General features: G+C 59.0%; 4 protein-coding genes. 3 read left to right on the forward strand and 1 reads right to left on the reverse strand.

Translation table 11 applies throughout. The annotated features are described in order from the left end of the window. A partial coding sequence (locus GBC55_RS28675; protein ID WP_247267053.1) for a retention module-containing protein occupies positions 1–8,098 on the reverse strand: 8,098 nt, incomplete at its 3' end. A gap of 739 nt (positions 8,099–8,837) precedes the next feature. Between GBC55_RS28675 and GBC55_RS28680 the strand changes: the two genes are divergently transcribed. The 3 genes from GBC55_RS28680 to GBC55_RS28690 all read left to right on the forward strand — a co-directional run bounded on the left by GBC55_RS28680 (position 8,838) and on the right by GBC55_RS28690 (position 13,508). After that, a complete protein-coding gene (locus tag GBC55_RS28680; protein WP_162440960.1) occupies positions 8,838–10,994 on the forward strand; it encodes a type I secretion system permease/ATPase in 2,157 nt (718 codons plus the stop codon). Next, positions 10,984–12,351, forward strand: a complete 1,368-nt coding sequence (locus GBC55_RS28685) for an HlyD family type I secretion periplasmic adaptor subunit (RefSeq protein WP_162440961.1) — start codon at positions 10,984–10,986, stop codon at positions 12,349–12,351. The genes GBC55_RS28680 and GBC55_RS28685 overlap by 11 nt, the downstream gene beginning before the upstream one ends. 239 nt (positions 12,352–12,590) lie before the next feature. Then, the gene (locus tag GBC55_RS28690) at positions 12,591–13,508 is read left to right on the forward strand and encodes a LysR family transcriptional regulator (RefSeq protein ID WP_162440962.1); all 918 of its coding nucleotides are present in this window, start codon (positions 12,591–12,593) and stop codon (positions 13,506–13,508) included. The last annotated feature ends 177 nt before the right edge of the window (positions 13,509–13,685 follow it).

Here is a 13,685-nt window from a genome sequence, read left to right on the forward strand (position 1 = left end):
CGCCGTCTTTGTAGACGTCATCGCCTTGCGCGGTCAGCGAGTGCACTTTCGAGGTTTCGCCGACGGCGAAGGTCACGGTCTGGCCATTGCTCAACGTCACGGTCAGCGGCACCAACTGTGCCTTGTCCAGCGTGATGGTGAAGCTTGGCGCCTGATTCTCCAGAACCGGACCGTTGCCAACGATGCTGATAGCGACTTTGTCGCCCTGGTTATCGGTTGGTGTGCCAGTACCTGGTTCGTCAGTAACGGTGGTTTCCAGCGAGTTCTGACCCAGCGTCAGCTGCTCGAAGTTGTCCGCACCGGTTACCGATTCCAGCTTGTTGACGATGGTCGGCTGACCGCCGACCAGGATGTCATCAGGGGCAGTAATGGTGAACGAACCGGAAGTACCGTTCGCCGGAACGGTGACAACCGTGCCGTCAGTCAGGGTAAACGACAGTTCACCGTGATTGTTAATCGGCAGACCCGCAGCATTGGTCAGGGTCACGGTGTAAGTGATCTGCCCGCCTTCCGCGACGGTGGTTTTGTCGGCCGTCAGGGTCGCAACCACTTCGCTCGGGGTGTCACTAACGACTACCGAACCTGGGTTACCAATCACCAGATTTTCCAGCGCGGTGCCACCGGAGGTGACATTGCTAACGCCCAGCACAACGGTTTCGCCGTCTTTGTAGACGTCATCGCCTTGCGCGGTCAGCGAATGCACTTTCGAAGTTTCGCCGGCGGCGAAGGTCACGGTCTGGCCGTTGCTCAATGTCACGGTCAGCGGCACCAACTGTGCCTTGTCGAGGGTAATGGTGAAGTTCGGTGCCTGGTTTTCCAGGACCGGACCGTTGCCAACGATGGAGATAGCGACTTTGTCGCCCTGGTTATCGGTTGGTGTGCCGGTACCTGGTTCGTCAGTAACGGTGGTTTCCAGCGAGTTCTGACCCAGGGTCAGCTGCTCGAAGGTGTCGGCACCCGTTACCGATTCCAGCTTGTTGACGATGGTCGGCTGACCGCCGACCAGAACATCGTCTGGTGCGGTGATGGTGAACGAGCCAGAAGTGCTGTTCGCGGCAACGGTGACAACCGTGCCGTCAGTCAGGGTAAACGACAGTTCACCGTGATTGTTAATCGGCAAACCGGCGGCGTTGGTCAGGGTCACGGTGTAGGTGATCTGCCCGCCTTCGGCGACAGTGGTTTTGTCGGCCGTCAGGGTCGCAACCACTTCACTCGGGGTGTCACTAACGACTACCGAACCTGGGTTACCAATCACCAGATTTTCCAGCGCGGTGCCACCCGAAGTGACATTGCTAACGCCCAGCACAACGGTTTCGCCGTCTTTGTAGACGTCATCGCCTTGCGCGGTCAGCGAGTGCACTTTCGAGGTTTCGCCGGCGGCGAAGGTCACGGTCTGGCCGTTGCTCAACGTCACGGTCAGCGGCACCAACTGTGCCTTGTCGAGGGTAATGGTGAAGCTCGGTGCCTGGTTTTCCAGGACCGGACCATTGCCAACGATGGAGATAGCGACTTTGTCGCCCTGATTATCGGTTGGTGTGCCGGTACCTGGTTCATCAGTAACCGTGGTTTCCAGCGAGTTCTGACCCAGGGTCAGTTGCTCGAAGTTGTCCGCGCCCGTTACCGATTCCAGCTTGTTAACGATGGTCGGCTGACCGCCGACCAGGATGTCATCTGGGGCAGTGATGGTGAACGAACCGGAAGTACCGTTAGCTGGGACGGTGACAACCGTGCCGTCAGTCAGGGTGAACGACAGTTCACCGTGATTGTTGATCGGCAGGCCCGCCGCGTTAGTCAGGGTCACGGTGTAAGTGATCTGGCCGCCTTCAGCCACGGTGGTTTTATCCGCGGTCAGGGTCGCGACCACTTCACTCGGGGTGTCGCTGACGACTACCGAGCCTGGGTTACCAATCACCAGATTTTCCAGCGCGGTGCCACCGGAGGTGACATTGCTAACGCCCAGCACAACGGTTTCGCCGTCTTTGTAGACGTCATCGCCTTGCGCGGTCAGCGAGTGCACTTTCGAGGTTTCGCCGGCGGCGAAGGTCACGGTCTGGCCGTTGCTCAACGTCACGGTCAGCGGCACCAACTGTGCCTTGTCGAGGGTAATGGTGAAGCTCGGTGCCTGGTTTTCCAGGACCGGACCGTTGCCAACGATGGAGATAGCGACTTTGTCGCCCTGGTTATCGGTTGGTGTGCCAGTACCTGGTTCGTCAGTGACCGTGGTTTCCAGCGAGTTCTGACCCAGCGTCAGCTGCTCGAAGTTGTCGGCACCTTCGACACTTTCCAGCTTGTTGACGATGGTCGGCTGACCGCCGACCAGAACATCGTCCGGCGCGGTGATGGTGAACGAGCCCGAAGTGCTGTTCGCCGGAACGGTGACAACCGTGCCGTCAGTCAGGGTGAACGTCAGCTCACCGTGGTTATTGATCGGCAAACCGGCCGCATTGGTCAGGGTCACGGTGTAAGTGATCTGCCCGCCTTCCGCGACGGTGGTTTTGTCGGCCGTCAGGGTCGCAACCACTTCACTCGGGGTGTCGCTGACGACCACCGAGCCTGGGTTACCAATCACCAGATTTTCCAGCGAGGTGCCACCGGAGGTGACATTGCTAACGCCCAGCACAACGGTTTCGCCGTCTTTGTAGACGTCATCGCCTTGCGCGGTCAGTGAGTGCACTTTCGAGGTTTCGCCGGCGGCGAAGGTCACGGTCTGGCCGTTGCTCAATGTCACGGTCAGCGGCACCAACTGTGCCTTGTCGAGGGTAATGGTGAAGCTCGGTGCCTGATTTTCCAGGACCGGACCGTTGCCAACGATGGAGATAGCGACTTTGTCGCCCTGGTTATCGGTTGGTGTGCCGGTACCTGGTTCGTCAGTAACGGTGGTTTCCAGCGAGTTCTGACCCAAGGTCAGCTGCTCGAAGGTGTCGGCACCCGTTACCGATTCCAGCTTGTTGACGATGGTCGGCTGACCGCCGACCAGAACATCGTCCGGCGCGGTGATGGTGAACGAACCGCTGGCAGTGTTGGCTGGAACAGTAATGGTAGTGCCGTCAGTCAGGGTAAACGACAGTTCACCGTGATTGTTAATCGGCAGACCCGCAGCATTGGTCAGGGTCACGGTGTAAGTGATCTGCCCGCCTTCCGCGACAGTGGTTTTGTCTGCGGTCAGGGTCGCGACCACTTCACTCGGGGTGTCGCTGACGACCACTGAGCCTGGGTTACCAATCACCAGGTTTTCCAGCGCGGTGCCACCGGAGGTGACATTGCTAACGCCCAGCACAACGGTTTCGCCGTCTTTGTAGACGTCATCGCCTTGCGCGGTCAGTGAGTGCACTTTCGAAGTTTCGCCGGCGGCGAAGGTCACGGTCTGGCCGTTGCTCAACGTCACGGTCAGCGGCACCAACTGTGCCTTGTCGAGGGTAATGGTGAAGCTCGGTGCCTGGTTTTCCAGGACCGGACCGTTGCCAACGATGCTGACAGCGACTTTGTCGCCCTGGTTGTCGGTTGGTGTGCCGGTACCTGGTTCGTCAGTGACCGTGGTTTCCAGCGAGTTCTGACCCAAGGTCAGCTGCTCGAAGTTATCGGCACCCGTCACCGATTCCAGCTTGTTAACGATAGTCGGCTGACCACCAACCAGAACATCGTCTGGCGCGGTGATGGTGAACGAACCCGAAGTGCTGTTTGCAGGAACGGTGACAACCGTGCCGTCAGTCAGGGTAAACGTCAGCTCACCGTGGTTATTGATCGGCAAACCGGCCGCATTGGTCAGGGTCACGGTGTAAGTGATCTGGCCGCCTTCAGCCACGGTGGTTTTATCCGCGGTCAGGGTCGCAACCACTTCACTCGGGGTGTCGCTAACGACCACCGAGCCCGGGTTGCCGATGACCAGATTTTCCAGCGCGGTGCCACCGGAGGTGACATTGCTAACGCCCAGCACAACGGTTTCGCCGTCTTTGTAGACGTCATCACCTTGCGCAGTCAGCGAGTGCACTTTCGAGGTTTCGCCGACGGCGAAGGTCACGGTCTGGCCGTTGCTCAACGTCACGGTCAGCGGCACCAACTGTGCCTTGTCGAGGGTAATGGTGAAGCTCGGTGCCTGGTTTTCCAGGACCGGACCGTTGCCAACGATGCTGATAGCGACTTTGTCGCCCTGGTTATCTGTTGGTGTGCCGGTACCCGGTTCGTCAGTGACCGTGGTTTCCAGCGAGTTCTGACCCAGAGTCAGCTGCTCGAAGTTATCAGCACCCGTCACTGATTCCAGCTTGTTAACGATGGTCGGCTGACCGCCGACCAGAACATCATCTGGCGCGGTGATGGTGAACGAGCCCGAAGTGCTGTTCGCTGGAACGGTGACAACCGTGCCGTCAGTCAGGGTAAACGACAGTTCACCGTGATTGTTAATCGGCAAGCCGGCGGCGTTGGTCAGGGTCACGGTGTAGGTGATCTGCCCGCCTTCCGCGACGGTGGTTTTGTCGGCCGTCAGGGTCGCAACCACTTCGCTCGGGGTGTCACTAACGACTACCGAACCTGGGTTACCAATCACCAGATTTTCCAGCGCGGTGCCACCGGAGGTGACATTGCTAACGCCCAGCACAACGGTTTCGCCGTCTTTGTAAACGTCATCACCTTGTGCGGTCAGCGAGTGCACTTTCGAAGTTTCGCCGGCGGCGAAGGTAATGGTCTGGCCGTTGCTCAGGGTCACCGTCAACGGCACTGCTTGTGGCTTGTCCAGCGTGATGGTGAAGCTTGGTGCCTGGTTTTCCAGGACCGGACCATTGCCGACGATGCTGATGTTGACCGCATCACCTTGACCCGATGGTTCGTCGGTGACAGTCGTTTCCAGCGAGTTTTGACCGAGAGTCAGCTGCTCGAAGTTGTCCGCACCGGTTACCGACTCCAGCTTGTTGACGATGGTCGGCTGACCGCCGACCAGAACATCATCCGGCGCGCTGATGGTGAACGAACCGCTGGCAGTGTTGGCTGGAACAGTAATGGTAGTGCCGTCAGTCAGGGTGAACGACAGCTCACCGTGATTGTTGATCGGCAGGCCTGCCGCGTTAGTCAGGGTCACGGTGTAAGTGATCTGCCCGCCTTCCGCGACGGTGGTTTTGTCGGCCGTCAGGGTCGCAACCACTTCGCTCGGGGTGTCACTAACGACTACCGAACCTGGGTTACCAATCACCAGATTTTCCAGCGCGGTGCCACCCGCAGTCACATTGCTAACGCCTAGCTCGACGGTTTCGCCGTCTTTGTAGACGTCATCACCTTGCGCGGTCAGCGAGTGCACTTTCGAGGTTTCGCCTGCGGCGAAAGTGATGGTCTGGCCGTTGCTCAGGGTCACCGTCAACGGCAATGCTTGTGGCTTGTCCAGCGTGATGGTGAAGCTCGGGGCCTGATTTTCCAGGACCGGACCGTTGCCAACGATACTGATGTTGACCGCATCACCTTGACCCGATGGTTCATCAGTAACAGTCGTTTCCAGCGAGTTCTGACCCAGGGTCAGTTGCTCGAAGTTGTCCGCGCCCGTTACCGATTCCAGCTTGTTGACGATAGTCGGCTGACCGCCGACCAGGATGTCATCCGGCGCGGTGATGGTGAACGAGCCCGAAGTGCTGTTCGCGGCAACGGTGACAACCGTGCCGTCAGTCAGGGTGAACGTCAGCTCACCGTGATTGTTGATCGGCAAGCCGGCGGCGTTGGTCAGGGTCACGGTGTAGGTGACTTGGCCACCCTCAACGACCGACGTCTTGTCGACGGTCAGTGTCGCGATCACTTCGCTGGTGGTATCGCCAATGGTCAATTCGGCTTCTTTGCCGATCACCAGGTTCTCGAAGGATTTACCTTCTACCGCTGCATCCGTGATGCCCAGCTTAATGGTCTCGCCATCTTTGTAAACGTCGTCGCCCTGAGCAGGCAGCGTGTAATTGGTTTCTGTAGCACCTGCCGCGATGGTTACCGTCTGGCCGTTGCTCAGCGTTACCGTCAGATCGTGATCGAGTTTCTGATCAACTTTGATGGTGAACGTCGGTGCTGCGTTTTCCAGTACGTCGCCAGCGCTTTCGATGGTCACGGTGACAGTATCGATGCGGTCGGTGATGGTCGTAACAGCAGGCGTGGTGCTCGGCACCAGATTCTCAAAGTTGCCGCCCGTTGCACCGGTGATCGTGGTGCTGACGGTGCTGCCATTTACATAAACGTCATTCGCCGGCGTCTCGACCACGACGGTGCCAGTGGTCTGGCCAGCGCCGATGGTGATGACCGAGCCGTTGCTCAAGGTCACAGTCACCGGAGTGCCAGCAGGGTTGGTCAGGGTTGCGGTGTAAGTGATCGGGCCGCCTTCAACGACAGTACCGGTCGACGTAAGCGTCAGGCCCGTTGCGTCCTGCGAATCGGTAATGGTCGTAACAGCAGGCGTGGTGCTCGGCACCAGGTTTTCAAAATTGCCGCCAGTCGCGCCCGTAATCGTGGTGCTGACAGTGCTGCCATTTACATAAACGTCATTGGCCGGCGTCTCGACCACGACGGTGCCAGTGGTCTGGCCAGCGCCGATGGTGATGACCGAGCCGTTGCTCAAGGTCACAGTTACCGGCGTGCCGGCAGGGTTGGTCAGAGTCGCGGTGTAGGTGATCGGACCGCCTTCAACCACGGTTCCGGTCGAAGTAAGCGTGAGGCCGGTCGTGTCTTGCGAATCGGTGATGGTCGTAACAGCAGGCGTGGTGCTCGGTACCAGATTCTCAAAGTTGCCGCCCGTTGCACCGGTGATCGTGGTGCTGACAGTGCTGCCGTTCACATAAACGTCATTCGCCGGGGTCTCGACCACGACGGTGCCAGTGGTCTGGCCAGCGCCGATGGTGATGACCGATCCGTTGCTCAAGGTCACAGTCACCGGCGTGCCGGCAGGGTTGGTCAGGGTCGCGGTGTAGGTGATCGGACCGCCTTCAACCACAGTACCGGTCGAAGTGAGGGTCAGGCCGGTTGTGTCTTGCGAATCGGTAATGGTCGTAACAGCAGGCGTGGTGCTCGGCACCAGATTCTCAAAGTTGCCGCCTGTTGCACCGGTGATTGTGGTGCTGACAGTGCTGCCATTTACATAAACGTCATTGGCCGGCGTCTCGACCACGACGGTGCCAGTGGTCTGGCCAGCGCCGATGGTGATGACCGAGCCGTTGCTCAAGGTCACGGTCACCGGCGTCTGGGCCGGGTTGGTCAGGGACGCGGTGTAGGTAATCGGGCCGCCTTCAACAACAGTCGGGCCGGCGGTCAGCGTGACGGTGGTGGTATCGACGGTGTCTGTGACCTGGGTTACCGCTGGAGCGGTCGGAGGTACCACTGTCATTCCGCCGCCGGTAGTGCCGGTGACGGTGACTTCGATTTGGCTCGGGTCGTTATAAACAGTGTCGTTAGGCGCGAGTGGCACATTTACGGTGCCAGTGGTTTGTCCCGCAGCAACGATGATGACCGCACCATTGGACAGCTTAATGGTCAGGTCACTCAGAGGCGCCTGGCTCAGGTTCGCGGTGTAGACCAGTACCCCGCCAGCCTCGGTAATGGTCGGGGTTGCGCTGAGGCTCAGCGTCGAGGTGAGGGGGGCGTCGACAATCGCGTTGTTGTTCGTGTTCTGGGTGTTAACGGTTTCCAGCGTGGTCAGGGGCACAGCGCCGAAACCCGCGGTTGGGAAGCCAACGGTCGGGTCGACCCGGCCAGCCGTTGCATCGAGCATCACGAAGCTATGACCACCGCCCGCTGCGCCGCCTTGGCCTGAGGCTGTCGGGCCGGCTGCGGTGGCTTCGAGGTCTTTAGTCGGGTCAGCGCCGGCGACGATGGCCTGCTGCAGTTCTTCAACCGATGGCGCTGCTTGTGCGGTGGCTTCTGCCAGGTCGGTGCTGGAGTCCGGAGCGCTGCCGCTCCATTGAGTGTCGCGGCCCAGGTCCAGGGTCCGGCCGTCGGCCAGTTCGAGCGTGACAGCGCCTGCCACACCTGTGTCTACCTGGTCGCCAACAAACAGCCGGTCGCCTTCAACGAGTACACGACGGATGCCCTCTGGGGACACCACGAAAACTTGACCAACAATGCTTTTGACGATGGCAACAACACTGCTCATTGAAGACTCTCCGGGTGTCACGTTCAGTAGACTTCCATGGACCTGAAGGCATTGTTGCCAATCAGTCTGGACGCTCTTTCCTACAATAATAGTTACTACTTTGACGCTTTTTTGCGTCAATATTCTGGCTATATTTTTTGGCTATAAACTATATGCCAAACTATTGACCATGTGGCTGCCATCCTAAACAATCGCCCCAGTAATGTCACATTGATATTCGGCAGTCGAAGGGGGCCGAACCGTGTGATCCAGTACCCATTTTGTACTTTCCGACAAACGGTCGTTTGTCTGCTCAGGATTCGCTGTGGTTGCAGGTTTTGCAGTGATTCAGGACAACAAAATGGCAAATATTCAAACTGCGGATTTCCGTGGATCCGGTCCCGGGCATTTTCCCCGGTCGCACGTTTCGCATCATTTTGATCGGGGATGGACGTTGACGATTGCACGCAGATTCTCAGTCGCGGCGCATGTCGTTCATGTGCGCTTAACGAAGTTTTCGCCGGGTATGCGGCGTGTCTCGCAGCCATGCGTCAACAAACCGTGATCTGCGTGGATCAGAAACATTCAGTTATTTACTCAATACCGAATCAAGGCGACCATGGGCGAGTTGCTCAAGAGCCAGGGAGTGGTCGCACCGTTGGCATCCGTCGTGCAGAACGACGTGAAGCCAAAGGTCTAACTGCCCAGTATGAATTGAGCAGAACCTTTATTGTTCAATCGTCAGCCAAGAGTGCCGAGCGTGGAATCAGAAGTCAGTCGAGTTCATCTCATCCATGATCCACGCGCGTTGCATGACGATCCGCTGCTGGACGGTCTGCTAGCCCTTTGCACGCTGCATCAAAAGCCAGCCAGCGCTGCGATGTTGACCACTGGTTTGCCATTGCCAAAGCAGCGGCTGAGCGTCGAGTTGCTGCCACGTGCCGCCGCTCGCGCAGGTCTGCAAGGGCGGGTACTGGTGCGCAAACTGGAGCAGATTCCAGAAATTGCGATGCCGGCGCTGCTGCTGCTCAAGGATGGTCGCAGCGCAGTGTTGCTTGGCTGGCAAGGTGAAGACCAGGCCCGTCTACTGCTCAGCGAAAGTGACGGTGGCGAAAGCCTCGTCAGTCGCGAGTTGCTGGCCGACGACTACATCGGCAAAGTCTTCTTCGCACAGCCTCAGCATAAATTCGACGTCAATCACGGCACATTGATCCCGCGCGCACGGTCGTGGTTCCGTGACACCCTCAAGCGCTCGCGCTGGCTGTATGCCGACGCCATCGCTGCCAGTTTCCTGATCAACATCATCGCCATGGCCGCGCCATTATTCGTGATGAACGTCTATGACCGCGTGGTGCCCAACCAGGCCGAATCGACCCTGTGGGTCTTGGCCATCGGTATCACCGGCGCTTATTTTTTCGACCTGATCCTCAAAAGCCTGCGCAGTCTGTGCCTGGACCTGGCCGGCAAGAAAACCGACCTGATCATTTCGGCGACGCTGTTCGAGCGCATCGTCGGCATGTCGATGAAGTACCGCCCGGCCCGGGTCGGCAGCTTTGCCCAGAACATCCATGAGTTTCAGAGCCTGCGCGATTTCCTCGCGTCGCTGACTCTCACCAGCCTGATCGACTTGCCGTTTACGCTCCTGATCTTCCTGGTCATCGCGATCCTCGGCGGGCATCTGGTATGGATTCCGATGTTGGCGTTCCCGATTGCCCTGTTGATTGGCTACGCGCTGCAGAAGCCGCTGGTAGCCACCATGGAGCGCACCATGGCCCTGGGCGCCGAGCGTCAGTCGAGTCTGATCGAAACACTTGCCGGCCTCGACGCGGTAAAGGTCAACAACGCCGAGAGCGAGCGCCAGTATCAGTGGGAGCAGACCATCGGCACCCTCAGCCGCCTCGAGTTGCGGGTAAAAATGCTGTCCGGCCTGGCGATGAACATCACCTTGCTGATTCAGCAATTGGCCGGTGTGATCATGATCGTCTTCGGCGTGTACCAGATCATCGCCGGTAACTTGAGCATGGGCGGCCTGATCGCCTGTTACATGCTCAGCGGCCGCGCACTCAGCCCGCTGGCGTCGTTGTCCGGCCTGCTGACCCGCTATCAGCAAGCCCGGGTCACCATGACCTCGGTCGACCAGATGATGGAGTTGCCGCAGGAGCGCAATTTTGAAGAACGCCCGCTGAGCCGCAAGGTCCTGCAAGGTGGCATCGAATGCCGTCAGATGAACTTCACCTACCCGGATCAGCAGAATCCGGCGCTCAAAAACATCAACCTGATCATCAAGCCCGGCGAAAAAATCGGCATCATCGGTCGCAGTGGCTCGGGTAAAAGTTCGCTCGCCAAACTGGTCGTGGGCCTTTATCAGCCGGACGAAGGCGCGTTGTTGGTGGATGGCGTCGACATTCGTCAGATAGACGTCAGCGAACTGCGACACAACATCGGCTACGTGCCTCAGGACATCCAGCTGCTCGCCGGCAGCCTGCGCGACAACCTGGTCTCGGGTGCACGTTACGTCGAAGACGAAATGGTGCTGCAAGCCGCTGAACTGGCCGGCGTGCACGAATTCGCCCGTCTGCACCCGCAAGGCTATGAGCTTCAGGTGGGCGAGCGTGGGCAGAACCTGTCCGGCGGTCAGCGCCAGAACGTTGCGCTGGCCCGCGCACTCTTGCTCAACCCGCCGATCCTGCTGCTCGACGAACCGACCAGCGCCATGGATAACACCGGTGAAGAACGCCTCAAGCAACGCCTCGCTGCAGTGATTGAAAACAAGACTGTTGTACTGGTGACGCACCGTGCGTCGCTGTTGTCGCTGGTCGATCGCCTGATCGTCATCGACCGTGGACAGATACTCGCCGATGGCCCGAAAGCTGTGGTGATGGAAGCATTGAAAAAGGGGCAGATCAGTGTTGCTTAAGTCCGGGGTCAAGGGTTCCATTCGCCGTTATTTCAAGGGCACCGATTCACTGCATGGCCAGCCACTTCCCGAGGTCAACAAAGCCCTCATTGAAGACGCGCCACGGGTAGTGCGGCTGACGATCTGGGCAATCATCGGCTTCTTTCTGTTCCTGATGCTGTGGGCCAACTTTGCGGTGATCGACGAAGTCACCAAGGGCGACGGCAAGGCGATCCCGTCGTCGAAGATCCAGAAAATCCAGAACCTTGAAGGCGGTATCGTCTCTGAGCTGTTCGTCTCGGAAGGGCAGATCGTTGAGGCGGGTGCGCCGCTGATTCGCCTGGACGACACCCGCTTCGCATCCAACGTGGGCGAGACCGAAGCCGATCGGCTGTCGATGTTGCTGCGCGTCGAGCGCCTGAGTGCCGAAGTTGACGACCGTCCGCTAAATTTCCCCGCTGACGTGCTGAAAGCCGTTCCTGGCCAGGCCGCCAGCGAAGAGTCGCTGTACATCAGCCGCCGTCAGCAGTTGCGCGATGAAATCGGTGGGTTGCAGGAGCAGTTGATCCAGCGTCAGCAGGAATTGCGCGAGTTCACCTCCAAGCAGTCCCAGTACCGCAACGGCCTGGCCTTGCAGCGCCAGGAGATCAACATGTCCGAGCCGTTGGTGGCTCAGGGCGCGGTATCGCCAGTTGAAGTGTTGCGCCTCAAGCGCGCCGAAGTTGAAACCCGTGGGCAGCTCGACGCCACCACCCTGGCGATCCCGCGGGCAGAATCGGCGATCAAGGAAGTGGCGCGCAAGATCGACGAAACCCGTGGCAAATTCCGCAGTGAAGCGCTGACTCAGCTCAATGAAGCACGCACCGACCTGAACAAGGCCCAGGCCACCGGCAGCGCACTGTCTGACCGTGTCAGCCGGACCCTGGTGACATCGCCCGTGCGTGGCATCGTCAACAAGTTGCTGGTGAACACCATTGGTGGCGTGATCCAGCCGGGCAGTGATCTGGTCGAAATCGTTCCTCTGGACGACACCTTGCTGGTGGAAGCGAAGATTCGTCCGCAAGACATCGCTTTCCTGCATCCGGGGCAAGAGGCGACGGTGAAATTCACCGCGTATGACTACACCATCTATGGCGGGTTGAAGGCCAAGCTCGAGCAAATCGGTGCGGACACCATCACCGATGAAGACAAGAAAACCACCTACTACGTCATCAAGCTGCGTACCGATCGCAGCCATTTGGGGACGGATGAGAAGCCGTTGCTGATCATTCCGGGGATGGTGGCGTCGGTGGATATCATTACCGGCAAGAAGACGGTTCTCAGCTATTTGCTGAAGCCGATTATCCGGGCGCGGGCTGAGGCTTTGCACGAGCGATAGTCTTCGGTCGGGCTGATGGCGTCGTCGCGAGCAAGCTTTGCACCCACGGGCGACACTTTTCCCTGGAGGAGCAAGTTCGCTCCCTCAGGGTGTCGAGTAGTACACAGAACCGGCCTCCGCTGAGGCCTCCGTGGGAGCAAGGCTTGCCCGCGAAGGGGTCAGACCTGCCTTTACATCAGGCACGAGATGTTTGCTAGCATTGCGTCAGCATCAATCCTGATCACTGAAGAGTGCCTGACATGCAACTCCCGGACATGAATCTCCTGGTTGCCCTCGACGCGCTGCTCGACGAGGGCAGTGTGGTGGGTGCTGCGCGGCGGATGAATTTGAGCCCGGCGGCGATGAGCCGGACCCTGACGCGCATCCGCGAGGCCATCGGTGATCCGATTCTGGTGCGTGCCGGTCGTGGTCTGGTGCCGACCCCCAAGGCGCTGGCGTTGCGCGAGCAGGTGCGCGATGTCGTGGAGCAGGCGTCGCTGCTGTTTCGCTCCGCCGATGACGTGGATCTGGGCAGCTTGCGCCGGCGTTTCAGCATTCGGGCCAACGATTTTTTCGTGGGCGTCTATGGCGGCAAGCTGTTTGACACCATGGAGCGCCAGGCCCCGCAGTGTGAATTGCGCTTTGTCCCCGAGGGCGATGGGGACGACGAAGCTTTGCGCGAAGGCCGCATCGACTTGAGTGTCAGCAACAACCGCCCAGTGATGCCAGAGGTGAAGGTGCAGAACCTCTTCGCCACTCACTTTGTCGGGCTGGTGCGCGAGGATCATCCGCTGTTCGAAGAAGAAATTACCGCCGAACGCTATGCCGGGTTTTCCCATATCAGCATGTCTCGTCGCGGAATAGCGCGCGGTCCCATCGATACGGCGCTCAATGCCTTGGGGCTGGAGCGCCGGGTGGCCGTGATTGCGCCGAGTTTTCATGCGGCGATGTTTGCGTTGCCTGATTCCGATTTGATCCTGCCGGTGCCCAAGGAGGCGCTGTTGAGCGTCCGTAGGCTGGGCCTGAAGCTGCGATCGTTCACCCTGCCGATTCCGCTGCCGACCATCATGCTGACCCAGGCCTGGCACCCGCGATTTGACAAGGACCCGGCGCATCGCTGGATGCGCGAAACCTTGAAGTCCTGCTGCGACGAAACGTGGCTGGCCGCGCAATCTTAGAGATCAAAAGATCGCAGCCTGCGGCAGCTCCTACAATGTTTTGCGTACACCTGTAGGAGCTGCCGTGTTGCGGTCGAATTTTTTTAGACCATGATGTAGGAGCGTCGATCTAAGGAAGCATCATGGGTTATCGGGTTGTCACGTCAGAGCAAAAAGCAGAGGCCATTCGCTTGGTTG

This window comes from Pseudomonas sp. TNT3 (assembly GCF_010095445.2).
Classification (GTDB): domain Bacteria; phylum Pseudomonadota; class Gammaproteobacteria; order Pseudomonadales; family Pseudomonadaceae; genus Aquipseudomonas.